At 40.1% G+C, this 18,908-nt stretch carries 17 protein-coding genes and 1 riboswitch; of the genes, 14 read left to right on the top strand and 3 right to left on the bottom strand.

Going from position 1 to position 18,908, the window contains the following annotated elements; all coding sequences use genetic code 11:
- Nucleotides 1-16: 16 nt before the first annotated feature.
- Nucleotides 17-781, bottom strand: a complete 765-nt coding sequence (locus BM390_RS10850) for an AraC family transcriptional regulator (protein WP_089854754.1) — start codon at nt 779-781, stop codon at nt 17-19.
- A 152-nt stretch (nt 782-933) separates the two neighbouring features.
- Between BM390_RS10850 and BM390_RS10845 the strand changes: the two genes are divergently transcribed.
- The 7 genes from BM390_RS10845 (at nt 934) to BM390_RS10815 (ending at nt 7,694) form a co-directional block, all read left to right on the top strand.
- The gene (locus BM390_RS10845; protein WP_062322277.1) at nt 934-1,965 is read left to right on the top strand and encodes a Gfo/Idh/MocA family protein; all 1,032 of its coding nucleotides are present in this window, start codon (nt 934-936) and stop codon (nt 1,963-1,965) included.
- Nucleotides 1,966-2,019: 54 nt separating this feature from the next.
- Nucleotides 2,020-2,742, top strand: a complete 723-nt coding sequence (locus BM390_RS10840; protein ID WP_062322279.1) for a ThuA domain-containing protein — start codon at nt 2,020-2,022, stop codon at nt 2,740-2,742.
- A gap of 4 nt (nt 2,743-2,746) precedes the next feature.
- Nucleotides 2,747-3,484, top strand: a complete 738-nt coding sequence (locus BM390_RS10835; protein WP_062322282.1) for a sugar phosphate isomerase/epimerase family protein — start codon at nt 2,747-2,749, stop codon at nt 3,482-3,484.
- Between the two features lie 2 nt (nt 3,485-3,486).
- A complete protein-coding gene (locus tag BM390_RS10830) occupies nt 3,487-4,515 on the top strand; it encodes a Gfo/Idh/MocA family protein (protein WP_062322284.1) in 1,029 nt (342 codons plus the stop codon).
- 69 nt (nt 4,516-4,584) lie between these two features.
- Entirely contained in the window at nt 4,585-5,553 is a 969-nt protein-coding gene (locus tag BM390_RS10825) for a sugar phosphate isomerase/epimerase family protein (protein WP_089854751.1), read from the top strand.
- A 193-nt stretch (nt 5,554-5,746) separates the two neighbouring features.
- A complete protein-coding gene (locus BM390_RS10820; protein WP_062322286.1) occupies nt 5,747-6,223 on the top strand; it encodes a PH domain-containing protein in 477 nt (158 codons plus the stop codon).
- Nucleotides 6,216-7,694 carry a PH domain-containing protein gene (locus BM390_RS10815; protein WP_062322289.1) on the top strand — a complete coding sequence of 493 codons (1,479 nt, stop codon included), beginning with the start codon at nt 6,216-6,218 and terminating at the stop codon, nt 7,692-7,694. The genes BM390_RS10820 and BM390_RS10815 overlap by 8 nt, the downstream gene beginning before the upstream one ends.
- Before the next feature lie 71 nt (nt 7,695-7,765).
- Here BM390_RS10815 and ytvA read toward each other — a convergent pair whose 3' ends face one another.
- Entirely contained in the window at nt 7,766-8,542 is a 777-nt protein-coding gene (gene ytvA, locus BM390_RS10810) for a YtvA family blue-light photoreceptor (RefSeq protein ID WP_062322291.1), read from the bottom strand.
- A 177-nt stretch (nt 8,543-8,719) separates the two neighbouring features.
- Here ytvA and BM390_RS10805 point away from each other — a divergent pair, with 177 nt between their 5' ends.
- The 7 genes from BM390_RS10805 to BM390_RS10775 all read left to right on the top strand — a co-directional run bounded on the left by BM390_RS10805 (nt 8,720) and on the right by BM390_RS10775 (nt 17,848).
- Nucleotides 8,720-10,084 carry a TrkH family potassium uptake protein gene (locus tag BM390_RS10805; RefSeq protein WP_062322293.1) on the top strand — a complete coding sequence of 455 codons (1,365 nt, stop codon included), beginning with the start codon at nt 8,720-8,722 and terminating at the stop codon, nt 10,082-10,084.
- Nucleotides 10,085-10,406: 322 nt separating this feature from the next.
- The gene (locus tag BM390_RS10800) at nt 10,407-11,357 is read left to right on the top strand and encodes an AAA family ATPase (RefSeq protein WP_062322295.1); all 951 of its coding nucleotides are present in this window, start codon (nt 10,407-10,409) and stop codon (nt 11,355-11,357) included.
- Entirely contained in the window at nt 11,354-12,520 is a 1,167-nt protein-coding gene (locus BM390_RS10795; RefSeq protein WP_062322296.1) for a DUF58 domain-containing protein, read from the top strand. The genes BM390_RS10800 and BM390_RS10795 overlap by 4 nt, the downstream gene beginning before the upstream one ends.
- Complete coding sequence (locus BM390_RS10790; protein ID WP_089854748.1) at nt 12,510-14,642, top strand: transglutaminase TgpA family protein; 2,133 nt, start codon at nt 12,510-12,512, stop codon at nt 14,640-14,642. Before BM390_RS10795 ends, BM390_RS10790 begins: the two co-directional genes overlap by 11 nt.
- Before the next feature lie 31 nt (nt 14,643-14,673).
- A riboswitch (purine riboswitch) is annotated at nt 14,674-14,775 on the top strand.
- A 91-nt stretch (nt 14,776-14,866) separates the two neighbouring features.
- Nucleotides 14,867-16,387, top strand: a complete 1,521-nt coding sequence (guaA, locus tag BM390_RS10785) for a glutamine-hydrolyzing GMP synthase (protein ID WP_089854795.1) — start codon at nt 14,867-14,869, stop codon at nt 16,385-16,387.
- Between the two features lie 175 nt (nt 16,388-16,562).
- The gene (locus BM390_RS10780; RefSeq protein ID WP_062322304.1) at nt 16,563-17,339 is read left to right on the top strand and encodes a Fic family protein; all 777 of its coding nucleotides are present in this window, start codon (nt 16,563-16,565) and stop codon (nt 17,337-17,339) included.
- Nucleotides 17,340-17,437: 98 nt separating this feature from the next.
- A complete protein-coding gene (locus tag BM390_RS10775; RefSeq protein WP_089854745.1) occupies nt 17,438-17,848 on the top strand; it encodes a Fic family protein in 411 nt (136 codons plus the stop codon).
- Between the two features lie 49 nt (nt 17,849-17,897).
- On the opposite strand, the gene BM390_RS15515 is transcribed toward BM390_RS10775, so the two are convergent.
- The coding region (locus BM390_RS15515) for an IS200/IS605 family accessory protein TnpB-related protein (protein WP_177220711.1) at nt 17,898-18,908 on the bottom strand (1,011 nt) is incomplete at its 5' end.

Genomic DNA, 18,908 nt, shown 5'->3' with positions numbered 1-18,908 from the left:
TTACTCCATGTCTTTTTTAATGGCTTTTCCGGTATTTACTCGGTGATAGTTGATATTCCCTGGTGAAAAGGCGATGAAAGTAAGGATAGTTTCCGAAGCCACACGTAAAAGCAATTTGCTCGAGGGTCATATTCGTATATTTCATTTGATTGATGGCCGCTTCTAATTTGATGTGTTGAGCGTACTGGATCATCGTCTTATCCGTATGGTCTTTAAATAAATGACTGGCACGGGATACGCTTAAATCGACTGCCGACGCGACATCTTCAAGTGTCAGCGGTTCAAGCGCATGTTCTTCTATATAACGCATCATCCGTGTCACAATAAATGGCCGCTGAATCGAGTGACGCGCCTTTATTTCTTGTTCAATCATCAACATGATGCTTTTAAATAGATGCGTGTTCAAGTCGTGATTTTGTTCATGACTCGGACGTAAATTTTCCGTTGATAATAAGCGCCACAATGTGACAATCGTATCGGTTGATGATAGCGCAGCAAAATCCGGTCGGTCAAGCTTTTCCCACCAACGCTGTAACCAATCCCCCGTAACAAGCAAATGATAATCCCCGCTTAATTGATTCGGTTCAATCGTGAGTTCATAGTGCGTGTTGGGCGGGACGAAGATGATGGATCCTTGTTCTAGTTGGTACGTATTCTTACGAATCGTTGTTTCACCTTTTCCTTCAGTTTGGACGCGAATTAAAAAGTGATCAAAACCGTCACGACGCAAGTCGTGGTAACCATCTGTGTGTGATGAGTAACTACAGTGATCAATGTGCATAAAAAGATTCCTCCATTTGTAGCAAGATAGGATATGAATTCATCATATCATCTATATGAAAAAAGAGAAAGAGACGGTAAGATAAAGTTAATCAAATAAAACGTAAGTGAAATCAGATAATGAAAACGTTTAATAAAAAGGAGCGAATACTAATGAAAACATTAAAAGTAGGTATCATTGGATGCGGGAACATTTTCCCGATGCACGCAGCGAGTGTCATGGAAAGAGACGATGCAGAACTTGTCGCGGTGTGTGACGTGAAAAAAGACCGTGCGGATGAAAAAGCGAAGCAATTAAATACAAAAGCATATGATGATTACGAAGAAATGATGGATGCTGAACAGCTTGACGTTGTGCATATTTGCTTGCCGCACTATTTACACGCACCAGCAACATTAGCTGCGACAAAAAGAAAGATTCATGTGATGACAGAAAAGCCGATGGCGATCAATTATGAAGATGCCAAAGCCATGATCGACGGTGCAAAGGAAAACGGCGTCACGCTCGGTGTTATTTTCCAAAATCGTTACAACCCAGGTTCACAATTAATCAAGAATATGTTGACTTCAGGTGAATTAGGTGCCGTGAAGTCTGGTAAATTACAAGTCACATGGGACCGATCGGATGCATACTATCAAAACAGTGATTGGAAAGGAACATGGGATAAAGAAGGCGGCGGTGTCATTATTGACCAAGCGATTCATACAATGGATTTAATGCGCTGGTTCGTTGATAGTGAATTAAAGTATGTTGATGCCTCAATCAGTAACCGTGCGCATGAAATCATTGAGGTGGAAGATGCGGCTGAAGGCGTTATCGCTTATAAAAATGGTGTTGTAACAGCCTTCCATGCGATTAATTACTATACGTATGACGCCCCCGTTGAAATTGAATTGCACTGTGAAAAAGGTGTGGCGAAGATGGTTGCGGATAAAGCAACGGTAACTTTACATGATGGACGTACTTTTATTGCGGATCATAACCCCCTTGAAACATTCACGTATGATTCTGGTGTGAAAGGGTATTGGGGTGTCAGTCACGTAAAACAGATCAATAATTATTATGATGTGCTCCAAGGAAAAGCCAAAGAATTATACATCCCAGCTGAAGAAGCATTGAAGACGCAACAAATGATCAATGCGGTGTATCAATCAGGAAAAGAAAGACAACGTGTAAATTTCTAAAAACAGTCATTTGTATCATATAACATGAGAAAAGATAAAAGGGAGGCTATTAGGATGAAAGTCTTAGTTTGGAATGAAAATAGACACGAACAAAAAAATCCAAAAGTCAGTGAGATTTACCCGGAAGGTATTCACGGGGCAATTAAAAGCTTTTTGACAGAGGCAGGTCACGAGGTCACAACGGCCACATTGGATGAAGAAAACCATGGGTTATCCGATCATTTATTAAATCAAACGGATGTATTAATTTGGTGGGGACACCTTGCTCACGATGAAGTAAAGGATGAGTGGGTAGAAAAGATTCAACAACGTGTATTAGATGGCATGGGCTTATTAGTCCTTCACTCAGGTCACTTCTCCAAAATCTTTAAAAAGCTTATGGGAACCAGTTGTGATTTAAAATGGCGTGAAGCGGATGATAAAGAACGTCTATGGGTGATTGATCCGACTCACCCAATCGTTTCTGGGTTAGGGAGTTATATTGAGCTTGAAAAAGAAGAAATGTACGGGGAGCATTTTGATATTCCAGCCCCCGATGAATTAGTCTTTGTGAGTTGGTTTGAAGGCGGGGAAGTCTTTAGAAGCGGGGCGACATATAAACGTGGACGTGGGAAAGTCTTTTATTTTAGACCAGGTCATGAGACGTATCCGACGTACCATAATAAAGAGATCCAAACCGTCATTAAAAATGCCGTTCAATGGTTGAACGTAACGGACACAAATCAGCCGACATATGGTAACAGCGAGCCACTAGAATCTATTTCAAAGAAGGGATGAGGATATGATACCAGTAGCAATCCAACTCTTCACTTTACGTGAAGCGTGTGAACGAGATATGAAACAGACATTAGAACGAGTGAAAGCCATCGGCTTTCAAGGCGTCGAACTTGCCGGTTATGGTAATTTAACGGTAGAGGAAGTAAAAGAAACGCTTGATGACTTAGATTTAGAAGTCGCGGGGAGCCACGTCCCGCTAACAGACTTGATTAATCATTTAGATAAAGTCATTGACGAACAAAAATTATTAGGGAATACCCGCGTGGTTTGTCCGTTTATCTTACCAGAAGACCGAACCCATGAATTTTATCAAGATTTACCATCAGTCTTACAGTCGATTCAACTGGAACTTCAATCACATGGCATGGACTTACTGTATCATCACCATGATTTTGAGTTAGAACCTTATAATGACGGTGAGAACGTTCTCGAATACTTACTAAGAACAGTCAATGGGCTAAAACTAGAGTTAGATGTCTATTGGATTCAAAAAGCGAATGAAGATCCGATTGAGTGGATCAACAAATATAAAGACCAACTCGAATTGGTTCATTTAAAAGATATGACCAAAGATGAACGAGCAACCTTTGCACCGTTAGGTACCGGTCGGACAGACTTATCTACTATCTTAACGACAGCAACACCTGATTTTTGGATTGTTGAACAAGATCAAACCGAAGGCGATCCATTTGAAGCCATTCAAACAAGTATGACGTTTTTAAAATATGAAGGAGTGATTTGAATATGAGTAAATTAAAAGTAGCAGTCATTGGTTGTGGGAGTATTAGTAAACATCGTCACCTTCCAGAGTATCATCAGAATGACGAAGTCGAAATTGTGGCATTATGTGATATCGTTGCCTCACGTGCAGAGGCGGTAAAGGAAGTATACGGCGGTACAGTTTATACCGATTATAAGGAACTATTAAAGAATGAAACAATTGATCTTGTCAGTGTGTGTTTACCAAATGCCCTGCATGCACCAGTCTCGATTGCGGCGCTTGAAAGTGGCGCTCATGTGTTATGTGAAAAACCGATGGCAACAACGAAAGAAGAAGCAGAAGCGATGATTGAAGCAAGTGAGAAGAGCGGTAAAACATTAATGATTGCTCACAATCAACGGTTTGTTCGCTCGCATAAAAAGGCAAAAGAACTGATCGCAGAAGGAGCGATTGGAAAAGTATATAGCTTCCGTACGACGTTTGGGCATGGTGGTCCAGAAGGTTGGAGTGTTGACGGTAAAGATTCATGGTTCTTTAGAAAAGAAGACGCGGTAATTGGTGCGATGGGAGATTTAGGCGTCCATAAAGCTGACCTTATTCGCTATATTCTAGGTGAAGAGTTTACCGATGTATCAGCGATGGTTGAAACGAATGCGAAAGATAATATTACGGTAGATGATAACGCTGTGTGTCTCTTAAAGAGTACTTCAGGAGTGATTGGCACATTAACAGCGAGTTGGGCATATAAAGTGAACGAAAGTAATGCCACTGTTATTTACGGGGAAAAAGGTGTGTTACGTCTTGAAGATGATCCAAATTATAGCTTGATTGCCACGTATACGGATGGCAGTAAAGTTAACTATGAAATTGGAAAAATCCAATCGAATGAAGAAGGTCAACAAACAGCTACAGGTGTCGTTAGTCACTTTGTTGAATCGGTGAGAACGAATACAAAACCTTTAATCGATGGTGTGGAAGGTAAGAAGTCATTAGACATCATTCTAGCGGCGATGGAATCAAGTCAAACAGGTCGAACGATTAAATTAAACTAAATAATCAGATCGTGTTTGATTAGAATCGGTGCGATGCGTATGAAAAGTGAATGAAAAGGAGCGAATAGAATGAAATTAGGTGTCTTTACCGTATTATTTGCGGATAAAAATCTCGAAGAGATGTTAGATTATGTGAAAAATGCTGGGTTAGATGCGGTTGAAATTGGTACAGGTGGCTATCCAGGTGATGCGCACTTAAAACTCGATGCGTTACTAAATAGTGAAGCAGAAAGACAAGCCTTTTTAGAAAAGGTAACATCACGTGGTTTAACGATCAGTGCCCTTAGTTGCCACGGGAACCCCGTCTCACCAGACGCGGCTTTTAGAAAAGACTCGCATGAAACGTTAGTCAAAACAATTAAACTTGCGGGGTTATTAAACATTCCGGTCGTCAATACGTTCTCTGGTACGCCGGGGGATTCGGAAGATGGTAAGTATCCAAACTGGCCAGTAACACCGTGGCCAGAAGAATACAGTACCGTACTCAAGTGGCAATGGGAAGAAAAACTTGTCCCATACTGGAAAGAAATTAACACAATTGCCGAAGAAAACAATGTCAAAATTGGTTTAGAACTGCATGCTGGTTTCTTAGTCCATACGCCACATACGATGCTAAAATTACGTGAACAAACAGGTAACGCGATTGGAGCAAACCTTGATCCAAGTCACTTGTGGTGGCAAGGGATTGATCCCGTGGCAGCAATTAAGATTCTTGGAAAAGCCAATGCGATTCATCACTTCCACGCAAAAGATACGTATATTGACCAAGAACATGTGAATATGTACGGTTTAACTGATATGCAGCCGTATAGCGAAGTACAATCACGTGCTTGGACATTCCGCTCAGTAGGCTATGGTCACTCGGTAAAAGTATGGAGTGATATTATTAGCGCCTTACGTACGTATGGCTATGATCATGTGGTAAGTATTGAACATGAGGATCCCATTATGTCGATTGATGAAGGGTTTATGCGTGCGGTTGAGAACTTAAAATCTGTGTTGATTTATGACCAACCAGCCGATATGTGGTGGGCATAATCCATCAAGACTCAGATGAGCTAAAAATGATAGGGAGAAAGCAACCGAGACGTCGGTTGCTTTTTTTACATAGGTTAAAAAGCAGAATCAAAAAATAAGAATAGGTTGCATGGTGCCTGAATTATAGTAATATGGTGATGGGAATCCATTGTATATTTGTAAGGATAAACACCAACAAGGAGTGATAGAGATTATGAGACAACCACCAAAATATCAGCTAGCGAAAGAGGCCATCACCGTATGGCGTATTGCGGGCATGATCATGTTTATGATACTGATGATTATTGCAGCATCAATAACTTATCTTGTATTTAGATTTGACTGGCCGCGGTTTATTGTTGGCATAGCTGCAAGTGTGCCCTTAATTGAGCTAATACTTCATGTTATTATTATACCGAAAATTCGCTTTAAACGGTTTCGCTATGAGATTTTAGAAGATGAGATTTATATTCAGCGTGGACTCATCATTGTGACGCGGACGCTTGTGCCTATGACTCGCATTCAACATGTCGATACAAAACAAGGACCGATCTTGAAAAAATATAACTTGATGACGGTCACGATATCAACGGCCGCAACGACACATGAGATTCCGGCTTTACCGAGTGAAGAAGCGGATCGGTTGAGAAATGACATTGCCGTGCGTGCAAGGGTGATAGAAGATGAATGAACAACATAAGCTGCATCCGTTGGCGATATTGTTATTTTTTCTTAAGTTAATGAAAGACAGTGTTTGGTTGGTGATTTCTGGTGTTATTTTCATAGGCTCATCTGATATTAATACGTTGTTGCCGGAACGGTTTCATACTTCCTCTGTTATCTTTGTCCTGATATTTATCTTAGTGATCATACTAGTATTTGCCGGGATAAGTTGGTTTAAGTGGCACCGGTTCCGTTACATGATTCATCCGGATGCGTTACAAATCACCCAAGGTATTATTGTGCGTCATGACCGAACCATTAAAACAAAAAATATCCATTCAATGCATGTGAATCAACATATTTTTCATCAAGTATTCAATCTCGCCAACTTAAAAATAGAAACAGCCGGTAGTGATGTCAATGTTGACGGGGAATTAAAAGCGATTGATCTTGAACTTGCGAGGCGATTAAAGTATCAATTCACGAATGATTTACCACTGGGCAATGTCACTGACTTTACACCGTCACATCTAATGGAGGGCGATAAAAAAGATGATTGGCATAGTAGTATTTACCGCTTACTTGCCGCGGGTGTGACAACGGGGAGAATCGGGACCTTATTAGCCATTGCGGCTGTTATCCCCCCTGAATTAAGCAACTATCTCCCAGAAGATATCTATCAAGCGTCAGAATCATGGGTGTTAAAGCAATCGATGGTTGTTTGGATTGTGCTTGTATCGGTATATATTACGATGATGATTGCTGTTGGTGTCATCAGTTTTCTATTAAAGTATGGTCAGTTTTCTTTGCACCGTGAAGGTGATTATCTAGTCGTCAAACATGGCCTGATTGAGAAAAAAGAGACGCAATTACATATTAACCGGATCCAAGCCATCACGTTTAAACAAAACCTGTTCCGGATGCCCTTTGGTTGGTCTGGCTGTTATGTTGATTTTGCGGGCGGTGAATTTGACGCTAAATCTGAAGGGAGATTATTGTTGTATCCACTGCTTAGGCGTCGTGAAGTGAATACATTTTTAAAACAATGTGTACCTGAATATGACATGAAAGATGTTAAGCTCGAAAGAACGGATGCCATCAGTTATTTTTACCGAATGGTCCGCTTTTCACTGCTTATACTCATTCCAAGCATCATTGGCTTCTTTTTTTATGTGCGTTGGTGGTTGATTTTAGCTGTGGTTAGTCTATTAATAGGTCGAGGAGTCTTCTATTATCTTGAATATCGATTAAAAGGTTATGCCATACGTGAGGGTGTATTAAGACTAGATTATCTTCATCGGTTTAGTCGCTCTCAGACATTGGTCAAAAGAAAACACATGTTAGAGTTAAATCGTATCGAGACACCTGCAATGAAGAAGCTACAGGTCTGCCACCTAAAGTTTGCCGTTATGAATAACTTCATCGGACAACACTTTAAGTTTAGTTGGATAAGTGTGTTACAAATGAAGATAATCACGGAATGGTTTACTAAGAAATAATAGGTTACTTAAGGACGAATAATAATGAGCGAGTAGATGTAATATCTATTCGCTCATTACTGTTTCACGTATTAAATTTTTAAAGATTTAATCGCGTCTTTTACTGTAAGATAAGTTGTCAACCCTTTAAGGTGGTCACCAAAATCAAGTGTTTTAATGGCTAGTTCCGGGCGGATACCAGTTAAGACAAGTTGTGTCCCGACGAGTTTTGTAAGATCGTGAAGTTTCAGCAATGAGGCAGCAACATAGGTATCTACTTCAAATAAGCCAGACAAGTCAAGAATGAGGTAATCATTCTTGGATGTGGTTAAGTAACTTGAGATGGTATTGGTCAGTTGTTCTAACCGAGATTGGGTAATCGTGCCGATTAACGGTAAGACAGAAATTTCACGCGTAATCGGGACAATCGGTGTCGATAAGTGTTCCATTTCGTCTAAGGCGGCTTGTAACAGGCGTTCTTTTTCTTTTAGTTCAGTCACATCTTTTTGGATACCGATAAAGTAAAGTTTCTCTTCGCCTTGTTCTTCTACCCACATTGGATCAATCGTCAGTTCATTCCAGAACCCTTGATCCGATTTCGTATAGTTGTAGATTTGTACCGTAATAGATTCGCGGTTTTGTATGGCCTCTCTAACTGCCTGGGTGGTTCTTTCACTCGTCTCGCTTCCTTGAAGGAACTTGCAGTTTCTCCCGATAGTTTCCTCAGCGCTATAGCCGGTGAGCTGGGTGAAGCCTTCATTGACAAAAATAATGGGATGATTATCTAAAGATGGGTCTGTAATAACGAGACCGACATGTGTATGATTGAGTGCTGCTTGAAATAGATGAATATTTTCTTCGTTAATCATAAGTTAAAAAACCTCCTGTTACCAAAAATTATGTCATGAAACTATGAAGAAATCAATGGAAATATTAATGTTACTGTAATCAGACGGAATAATAGAAAAACTTTTTTTCACTAACGATTCTTATGCGATTGTGTTAGACTATAATTGATTTGCAAAAATGCTTTAGGAGGTCAGACGATGGCCCTTTTTAAAATACCGTTAAAGACCTTTAAACAACTATCGACGGTGCAGTTAATCGTTTTATACTATTTATCAGCAATTCTTATATCAACAGCCATCTTACTGTTTCCTCCATTTTTAATGCCGGGAGTTAATGTAAGTTTACTTGATACGCTTTTTACTTCAATTAGTGCCATTAGTGTGACCGGTTTATCTGTCGTTTCCGTAAGTGAGACGTATAATACGATTGGTTATTTTGCCTTTGCGTTTATCTTACAGTTTGGCGGGATCGGCATTATGACTTTAGGTACGACGATTTATATTTTACTCGGTAAAAAAATTGGTATTAGAGAACGCCAACTCATTTCAGTTGATCAAAACCGTTCAACCTTATCAGGGCTTGTCCAGTTAATGTTAACTATTTTAAGAACCGTGATAATTATTGAAGTGATTGGAACCATTTTACTCAGTTTACGCTATTTAGCTTACTTCGATACGTGGCAAGAAGCATGGGTACAAGGGTTCTTTGCGGCAGTTAGTGCAACGACGAACGCAGGGTTTGATATTACCGGTAACTCTCTCATTCCATTTGCGGGTGATTATTATGTTCAAATTATTAATATGGTGTTACTCGTTCTTGGTGCGATTGGTTTTCCAGTACTCATCGAACTACAACAATGGGCATTAAGAGGGAAAGAACGTCGGAAGGTGTTTCGATTTTCAACATTCACTAAACTAACAACCACAACGTTTTTCTTATTGGTGATCTTCGGTGCTGGTATGATTTACTTGATTGAGCGGACGCACTTCTTTCAAGATGTCTCAGGGGTTGACGCGTTCTTTTACAGCCTGTTTCAGTCGATTACGACGCGTAACGGTGGACTCAGTACGATGGATGTGAGTGAGTTTCAATCACCGACGTGGATGGTGTTATCGTTACTTATGTTTATAGGCGCCTCACCTAGTAGCGTTGGCGGTGGTGTCAGAACAACCACTTTTGCGATTATGTTACTGTCGATTTTTCATTATGCCAAAGGTCATACTAATATCAAAGTGTTTAAACGTGAAATTTCAAGACAAGATGTCTTAAGAAGTTTTATCGTTATAACAACTGCTTTTATGCTGTGTATGATGGCCATCTTTGTGATGTCGATCACTGAGCCGTTTTCTAATACGGCTATTGCGTTTGAGGTATTCTCTGCTTTTGGTACAACGGGTCTTAGCCTAGGCATTACCAGTGAGTTATCGATGATTGGTAAAATCGTCATTATGATTATGATGTTTGTTGGCCGAATCGGGATTTTCTCCTTCCTCTTTATCATTCGCGGGAAGCCGACAAAAGATATGTATAAGTATCCAGAGGCAAAAATGATTATTGGCTAGTGGGTTCAAGTGAAAAATAGATGAATAAGCATGAGCAAAAAAAATAGAAATAGGCGGTGGTTCAATCCATCGTCTATTTCTATTTTTTTGCGTGATGCGAGCGTTTAAATCTCCAAGAATAACCGTATACTGAAGAACGTATGAATCACTTTCACAGCACTGGGTAGATTTTTCTTCAAATTCAGTTGAAAAACTTCCAATAACTGCTGTCTTTCTGTAATATAGAGGGAGATAGTAGCGATAATCACTCTATCGCAAATGACTATGTGCAGGCTATTTTTATATAAATATTTACTCATTAACTATAGATGGAGGAATCTCGATGACGACATACCATGAACAACTAACCAAATGTATCGATCAAATAGAAACGGTGATTGTAGGGAAACGTGACATGATTATGATGAGCCTTACGAGTCTTTTAAGTGGCGGACATTTACTTATTGAAGATGTACCAGGTGTTGGTAAAACGATGCTTGTGAGAGCACTGGCGAAAACACTCGGATGTGATTTTTCAAGAATTCAGTTTACCCCTGACTTACTACCGAGTGATGTGTTAGGTGTGTCTATATATCAGCCGAAAACAGGCGCGTTTACCTACATGAAAGGACCTGTCATGAGTCATATTGTTCTTGCCGATGAGATCAACCGTACGAGTCCTAAAACACAAGCGGCCTTACTTGAAGCAATGGAAGAGCATAGTGTGACGATTGATGGTACAACGATGTCAATTGATGAACCATTCTTTGTTATGGCTACACAAAATCCGGTAGAATATGAAGGCACTTATCCTTTACCAGAAGCACAACTAGACCGGTTCTTAATGAAGGTCAATATGGGATACCCGACATTTGAGGAAGAATTGTTATTGTTGTCGATGAATGAAACAAACCAACCGCTTAACCAATTGGTTGCTATTCTTTCGCAAGAAGATGTGTTGAATATTAGAAAAGAAGTAGAAAAAGTTCATGTGTCCGACATCGTTAAACGTTATATTTTAGAATTAGTAAGAGCGACACGAAAAGCCAATCAAGTCGCCCTTGGTGTGAGCCCAAGGGGAGGCATTAATTTATTAAAAGCGACGAAAGCATATGCTTATTTAATGGGACGTGACTATGTGACACCAGATGATGTGATGACACTGGTGCCCGCGGTCTTTTGTCACCGGATGTTGTTAACGGATGAAGCGATGTATCAACAACTTACCGTTGAACACGTCATTACAGAGATCATGAGTCAAGTTGATATTCCGGTTGAGGATGACCGGGTATGAGGCGACGCTGTTATATCTTTAAGACCGTCCAACTGTTGTTGATTGGTTTTCTGTTTTATAGCTATGCGATGTTTCAAGGTGGGGCGGTGAGCTATACGTTATTTTATGCGGTGTGTGGTATATTAGTGTATCTTTTTATTATGATGCTGTACCCCATCAACCAGATAAGAGCGACGTTAACCGTTGATGACGATGAATTAGAAGCAGGCGAGAGTGCTGTTGTTACGGTCAAATTAAAACGACCATTGCCACTCCCCCTGATGTTTTTAACTGTTGAACTTTCGTTGCCACACTCGTTAAACACAACGTTTACCGGCGTAAAGGCTTTTCTTGATGAGACGTGGCCAACGCGGACAGAGAAACCAACGCGAACAGTTCTAGTCAGTTTCAAGCGTGAAACAAAGCTGACCTTTACGTTACATCAACTTCCTAGAGGAAAGCATATCCTAGAAGGGGTCAATGTCACCGTTGAAGATATGTTTCTATTCACAAAGAAAGCAACCCAGATCGAGGTTAATCAAGCGATCTATAGCTACCCTATCCTTATCCCTGCTGAGAAAAGTAGCATGAACTGGGCATTTCAAGCGGTAACGAAGAAATTGCACCCTTATCATAAACGGCGTGAAGATATGGCTGGGGTAAGAGAATATGTGAGTGGCGATAAAATCAGTCAAATTGATTGGAAAAAAAGTTCAAAACAAGACACGCTTTTCACTAAACAATTTGATCCTAAACCAGAAGAAAAAGTGATGTTTTTTTTAGATCCTCACGCTAATCTTCGTGATGATGAATGGGCGGTTGCGATCTTGTATAGTTTTATGCGCTTATTTGATATCCATAAGCGATCTTTTTACGTCAATTTAGCATCGTTTCATGAACGGTCATTTGATCAATCACTACCCGCCAAGCAAAAACTACAAAAGCTTGCACAACTAGATGTCTCTCATTATGATGCATCGCACGTTGTTTTAAAAAAAGGGGTGACCCCTGTTGTTATCTCAAGTCGTGAGTCAAACAATTTACCAGAAGCTTTGGTGTATCAACTAAAAAAGCAAAACGGTCTACTGATATTAACGTCAACAACTGAACAGCCCCCGTCAGGAATAATCTCTTACCATCTTACACCAGACATGGTGTTTGGAGGTGATCGACATGAGACCTAATAATAGCCGCCTTTGGGATAGTATATTTGGGGGTATGGTGTATGTCACCGGATTCCTAATGTATTTATTATGGTTGCACCCACTCATCTCACTTGAGGTCGTTGCTTTTGGTGAGGTCCTTGTCTTATTTAGTGCGGTTATTTTTTTATTAAGTTTGTTGAGGTTACCCACATGGCTGTCGCTTTTCTTTAAAGTAGTTGCCGCTTTATTTGTTCTGGACTATTTATATGTAGCAAAGGCAATTTTTACAAAAGAATGGTTTGAAGAGATTTATCACGTACTTCAAGTTAATCTCGATGCTTTAATCTCGAGAGATTTTGATGCTGTGACGCCGCTGGGTGAGATGCTTCTCGTCTTGCTTTTAATTATGACAATCAGCTATCTTATGGATTACTGGTTAGTGAAACGGCAGCGCGTCTTTGTTTTTACTGCGCTCACATTGATCTATTTAACAGTCATGGATACGTTTACGCCCTATCAGTTACAACCAATGATCTTGATTACGATTGTTCTTGTAGTGAGTATACTTGTGTTGAACAGTCATAGAAAGAAAATGGTACAAGAGCGTCTAACTTTTACTGGCGGACACTTTTTCCTCCGGCTTCTCTTTCCACTGGTTTTAATGTTTGCTTTATTTATCGCTCTATCTGATGACTTGCCAGTAAAAGAACCAAGTTGGCCTGATCCTGTACCGTTTCTAACAAAGGGCTTTTCAGATGGTGAGACGAATCGACGGATCGGTTACGGTGAAGATGATTCTGTGTTAGGTGGTAGTCTTGCAGACAATGATGCGCTTGTATTTACCGCATCGATTGAAGAGCCTAATTACTGGCGTGTAGACGCGAAGGAAGTCTATACCGGTACGGGGTGGGAAAGAGCTGAAGAGCCTACTTACCTGCCGTATCGTAACGAACAAAGTGCATTAGGTATGCAAATGGCCGAGGTGTATTATAACGAAGGAACAAATTTCAATCGCATCGCTTATCCTTACAACTTAGCAGGATTAACATACGACGACCGAGAGTATTTATACGATCAGCGTATCGGTTTATTTGACGCCATTGACACTACTAATAATCAACGGGTTAATATATTTTATGAACCGCCAGTTTATGAACAAGTCATTCTTGATCAGCTAGAGATGCCTTACTGGGAGATAGATCCAGTGTACATTCAATTACCAAATGCTGTGCCTGATCGCGTTCATCAGCTAGCGGATGAGATTAAGGGAGAAGAAACAAATCCTTACCGCATTGCTCAGCGGATGGAACGTTATTTTAAACAGAGTGGTTTCCTCTATCAAACAACGGAAGTAGAACCACCAGAACCTGGAGAAGACTATGTCGATCAATTCTTATTTGAAAGTCGCGTCGGTTATTGTGATAATTTCTCAACGTCCATGGTCGTGATGTTACGATCTGTCGGTATTCCTGCCCGATGGGTAAAGGGGTTTAATACGGGGACAGAAAATAGTGAAGGTTATTATGAAGTGAGACAAAATAATGCCCATAGCTGGGTAGAAGTGTACTTTGAAGATATTGGCTGGATGCCGTTTGAGCCGACGGTTGGTTTTAGTTCACCACGTCAAGTCATGGTTGATGAATCAGAAACGACAGAAGATGATCAACCACTGGATAGTGAGCAAGACCTTGAAGAAGAGACAGACACACCTGAAACAGAACAGGAGCCTGAACAAAGTGATGAGGAAGTCGCAGTAGAAGAAACGACTCAAAACAAGGCAAATACTGCCGTCGATTGGCGCATGGTAGTCATTGTCTTTGGTATATTAAGTAGTGTAGGGGTGATATGCCTGGCTGTTTTTTGGCGCCGGGTACTCCTGTTTATGATGACGAAACATTACTTACCAATCACAACCGAAAAAGACGTCATGATGGCGATGAAACGTTTGTTTTGGTTATTGAGATTAAGTAAACGTCCGCGTTTTAGTGGTGAGACATTAACCCTGTATGGTCAAAGGCTTGATCGACGCTATGAAACAAACAAATTTAGTGAGTTATTTCATGTATATGAAGACTTTCTTTACGGGGCATTAACGGATCAAGGAACGATTCAAGCTATCGAAAAATTCTATCTATTCGTCTTAAAGTCAATTCTATCTTGACCGACTATAAGAGCACTGATAGAATAGAAACATTATTAATGCCGTTAACCTCTGTATATCCTCGATAATATGGTTCGAGAGTTTCTACCGGGAGTCCTTAAAACTCCTGACTATAGAGGCAGGATAAGTGTTGCTATTATTCTGCCTCTGTCTTTATAGACAGAGGTTATTTTTTTACAGACAAACAATAAGGGGAGCGTGACGATTTGGAATTAAACAATGAAATGATTCTTGTATTAGACTATGGTAGTCAGTATAATCAATTGATTACTCGCCGTATTCGTGAGTTTGGCGTGTATAGTGAACTTCACTCACACCGTCTGACAACAGAAGAAATTAAAGCGATGAACCCGAAAGGGATTATTCTTTCAGGTGGCCCACACAGTGTTTATGATGACAATAGCTTTCAGTTAAACCCGGATATCTTTGATTTAGGTATTCCAGTTATGGGCATCTGTTATGGTATGCAGTTAATTACGAAACATTTTGGTGGTCAAGTCGAACGTTCAACACACCGTGAATATGGTAAGGCAGATATTACGGTCAATGAAGGGGCTAAACTGTTCCTTGGTACACCAGATACGCAAACGGTTTGGATGAGCCACAGTGATAAAGTTGTCGCGGCACCAGCAGGTTTTACTGTTGAGGCAGAAAACCCATCAACACCGATTGCGGCGATGCGTCATGAATCAAAAGAGATCTACGGCGTTCAGTTCCATCCAGAAGTAAGAAATTCTATCTATGGTAATGATTTATTAAGAAACTTTGTCTTCAATATTAGTGATTGTCAAGGTAACTGGACGATGGCGAACTTTGTTGAACAAGAAATTGAAAAGATTAGAGAAACAGTCGGCGACAAGAAAGTATTATGTGCCCTTAGTGGTGGCGTTGATTCATCTGTTGTTGCTGCGCTGATTCATAAAGCGATTGGCGATCAACTGACGTGTATTTTTGTCGATCACGGTCTCCTGCGTAAAGATGAAGGCGACATGGTCATGGAGACATTCCGTGATGGGTTCCATATGAACATTATCCGCATTGATGCAAAAGAACGTTTCTTATCAAAATTAAAAGGCATCAGTGACCCAGAACAAAAACGTAAAATTATCGGTAATGAGTTTATTTATGTCTTTGATGATGAAGCAGAACGTTTAAAAGATATGGATTACTTAGCGCAAGGGACACTGTATACGGATATTGTTGAATCTGGTACAGAAACCGCACAAACGATTAAATCACACCACAACGTAGGTGGATTACCTGAAGATATGCAGTTTGAACTCATTGAACCATTAAGTACGCTCTTTAAAGATGAAGTACGCGAATTAGGTCTTGAACTTGGTGTACCAGAAGCGGTTGTCTGGCGTCAACCATTCCCAGGACCAGGTCTTGGTATTCGTGTCTTAGGTGAAATTACAGAAGAAAAATTAGAAATCGTCCGTGAATCTGATGCAATTTTACGTGACGAAATTAAATTAGCTGGTCTTGACCGTGATATTTGGCAATACTTCACTGTCTTACCCGATATCCGTAGTGTGGGTGTCATGGGTGACCAACGTACGTATGATTACACAATTGGTATCCGTGCGGTAACCTCTATTGATGGGATGACTTCAGATTGGGCCCGGATTCCGTGGGATGTATTAGAGAAGATTTCAACACGTATCGTGAATGAAGTTGATCACATTAACCGCGTCGTGTATGACATTACGTCTAAGCCACCTGCGACGATTGAGTGGGAATAAATCGCAATTAATTTTAGAATGATAAATATAAAAACTAGAACATATCCGGGGTGCCCCCTCGTGTGTTCTAGATTTTTTGTTTTGTGAGGATAAGAGATAAGGTATGAATACATTATGATTTCAATGATTATAAGGTATAATAGTGGGAGAGACAAATCATCGAAGGAGTGGAATGATGGATCTAATTAATCACATGAAATACGAGCGAATGGGTAAAGTGCGGGGCGTTTACTGGTTATTTCAAATCAATATGGCGTTTAACTCAAACAAAATAGAAGGTAGTCAGTTGAGCGAAGAACAAACGCAGCACTTATTTGATGAAGAAAAGATCTATTCGGAAAATGGTGAAAGTATTTCTTTAGATGATATTAATGAAACGATGAATCACTTTACGGCGTTTGATTATATACTAGACCATGCACATGAAGATATAGATAAGGATATGATTAAGCACCTGCACTATATATTAAAAAGTCATACATCTGATGAGAAAAATCCCTTAACGCCAGTAGGTGATTTTAAGACAAATAAAAATGTTATTGGCGCATTTAACCAAATTAACACAACAGATCCAAAGGATGTAGAGAGTGAAATAGAAGGCTTATTAAAGTGTTATCATGAACGAGAACGTATCGGTTTAGAAGACGTTGTTGATTTTCATGTGAGGTTTGAACAGATCCATCCTTTTGCTGATGGTAATGGACGGGTAGGGCGATTGATCGTATTTAAGGAATGTTTGAAAAACAATATAATGCCCTCTATTATTCTTGATCAACATAGGGATTTTTATATCACGGGATTAAAGGAATATGATAAAGGATTAAAAGAACGTTTGATAGACACATTTGGGGCAGGACAAGACTATTGTGAACAGCTATTAAAGAACTTAGGGTTTGACGATCAAGTTAGTAGCACCGTGGAACATATTAAGAATAATGAACATGAAAGTTAATGATTCAGTGATCATAAGTCGGGCTCATATTCATTTCTCATATCAATGTATAGAAATCCATTACTTCAAAAAATGTCAATGGTAGGAGGGATAAACGTATGGTAAATATACAAGATTTATTAACTAAAGCCACGGCCTTAAAAGATAAATTAGATGCCATTAGACCCTTACCGGGATCCGTTGCGGAAAATCTTAGACAAGACTGCCATATTAAAAATACGTATCATTCTAATGCGATTGAAGGTAATACATTAACGCTTTATGAAACAAAAACCGTATTAGAAGATGGTGTGACGATTGCTGGGAATAGTTTTCGTGAACATGCCGAAGCAAATAACCATAGAGAGGCACTGGAGTGCTTAGGTGCGTTAGTTAATGAAGATACTCCTATGAATCAACGAACAATTAAAGATATACATGCCATTGTTTTGCAGGGAATTGACCCTTCAATTGCCGGAAAATATCGAACCATTGAACTACCCCCACCTAACATTCTAACGAATGTTTGAGAAAGGGGATTCCATAAGGACACCCTAAAGGCGACCTATGCTCATTCAACTAAGCATAGGTTTTTCTACTCTCCAACCGCTGCAAACCTATTTTCTCAACATCTGTTAAAGCATGTTGGGGAAATAGTGTGTCCCAGGAACACAACTTGCTTTGGTCGAATCGTTCTGTCTGGTAGAACGCATGGGTTCTAACAAAAGATAGGGTACGCATCATATACGCCCATTGCGCCCAATGATGTAGACCTTGTTTCTGCTCTGGAACAAGTGAATACAACATCGGTGGGAGTATTTCTTTAAAACCCATTGCCCGTCGGGCAATGACATAAGCGGCTGCCATGTGAATGGACACACCGAGTCGCTTCATATATTTCATCTTGCCAATTTGACTGGTATAAGCAGGATTAACAACGTAGACAGCAACCCCCATTTTTTCGGCTCTTGACTTGATTGCTAGTATCATCTTTTGATAAGCAAACTGACTCATTCGACGATTGGCTTTCCTATGTCCATAAGGACGCGACACTTTGGACCGCGTCGTATCCAATCTTTCGATGGCGAGTGGTTTATGATGTTTAACAGCATAGTCAACAAGGGCAATAACTTCTGCTTCTATTATTTTCGTTGCCTGTCCACTGGTTTTACCCTCTAAGTTAAACGGAAGAGTAAAGGCATCCACACATTGACCAATGTCGTTGACATTGGCGACAGCGAGATGATTCACATTCAAATCAACACCAACCATACCCGTTGATGTTGAGGTATTCAGATAGGGTGTAGCCGGCACATCAATTAAGCATTTAACGATATAGTAGTCAACATGGTCCTCAAGCGACCATCCAATAGGCTTCCCGTACTTTTTCTTATCTTTCAGGTTCATTTGTGTTTGAATGGCACGATTGACAAGATCTTGACCATAAGAAAAAAAAACGTCAGTGAGACGAATGACGCATTGGTCGATCGCTTTAAAGGTAAGGGTATGCGTCTCTGGGTGATAATGAAAGACAAAGTTACCTGATTTGGCGTCTTTCCGTCCCGAAATGGTCATCTTACCGTAACGCGC

The sequence above is a fragment of the Halolactibacillus miurensis genome (assembly GCF_900116255.1).
Taxonomy (GTDB): Bacteria; Bacillota; Bacilli; order Bacillales; family Amphibacillaceae; genus Halolactibacillus; species Halolactibacillus miurensis.
Note: the sequence above shows the minus strand (reverse complement) of the source record. Positions and strands in the feature narration are given on the sequence as shown.

What these genes read in the sequence shown, in the direction of transcription:
- BM390_RS10815 (WP_062322289.1), top strand. Translation starts at nt 6,216, where the DNA reads ATGAATGAACAACATAAGCTGCATCCGTTGGCGATATTGTTATTTTTT.
- BM390_RS10830 (WP_062322284.1), top strand. Translation starts at nt 3,487, where the DNA reads ATGAGTAAATTAAAAGTAGCAGTCATTGGTTGTGGGAGTATTAGTAAA.
- BM390_RS10845 (WP_062322277.1), top strand. Translation starts at nt 934, where the DNA reads ATGAAAACATTAAAAGTAGGTATCATTGGATGCGGGAACATTTTCCCG.
- BM390_RS10825 (WP_089854751.1), top strand. Translation starts at nt 4,585, where the DNA reads ATGAAATTAGGTGTCTTTACCGTATTATTTGCGGATAAAAATCTCGAA.
- BM390_RS10850 (WP_089854754.1), bottom strand. Translation starts at nt 781, where the DNA reads ATGCACATTGATCACTGTAGTTACTCATCACACACAGATGGTTACCAC.
- BM390_RS10800 (WP_062322295.1), top strand. Translation starts at nt 10,407, where the DNA reads ATGACGACATACCATGAACAACTAACCAAATGTATCGATCAAATAGAA.
- BM390_RS10840 (WP_062322279.1), top strand. Translation starts at nt 2,020, where the DNA reads ATGAAAGTCTTAGTTTGGAATGAAAATAGACACGAACAAAAAAATCCA.
- BM390_RS10775 (WP_089854745.1), top strand. Translation starts at nt 17,438, where the DNA reads ATGGTAAATATACAAGATTTATTAACTAAAGCCACGGCCTTAAAAGAT.
- BM390_RS10790 (WP_089854748.1), top strand. Translation starts at nt 12,510, where the DNA reads ATGAGACCTAATAATAGCCGCCTTTGGGATAGTATATTTGGGGGTATG.
- BM390_RS10820 (WP_062322286.1), top strand. Translation starts at nt 5,747, where the DNA reads ATGAGACAACCACCAAAATATCAGCTAGCGAAAGAGGCCATCACCGTA.
- BM390_RS10835 (WP_062322282.1), top strand. Translation starts at nt 2,747, where the DNA reads ATGATACCAGTAGCAATCCAACTCTTCACTTTACGTGAAGCGTGTGAA.
- ytvA (WP_062322291.1), bottom strand. Translation starts at nt 8,542, where the DNA reads ATGATTAACGAAGAAAATATTCATCTATTTCAAGCAGCACTCAATCAT.
- BM390_RS10780 (WP_062322304.1), top strand. Translation starts at nt 16,563, where the DNA reads ATGGATCTAATTAATCACATGAAATACGAGCGAATGGGTAAAGTGCGG.
- guaA (WP_089854795.1), top strand. Translation starts at nt 14,867, where the DNA reads ATGATTCTTGTATTAGACTATGGTAGTCAGTATAATCAATTGATTACT.
- BM390_RS10795 (WP_062322296.1), top strand. Translation starts at nt 11,354, where the DNA reads ATGAGGCGACGCTGTTATATCTTTAAGACCGTCCAACTGTTGTTGATT.
- BM390_RS10805 (WP_062322293.1), top strand. Translation starts at nt 8,720, where the DNA reads ATGGCCCTTTTTAAAATACCGTTAAAGACCTTTAAACAACTATCGACG.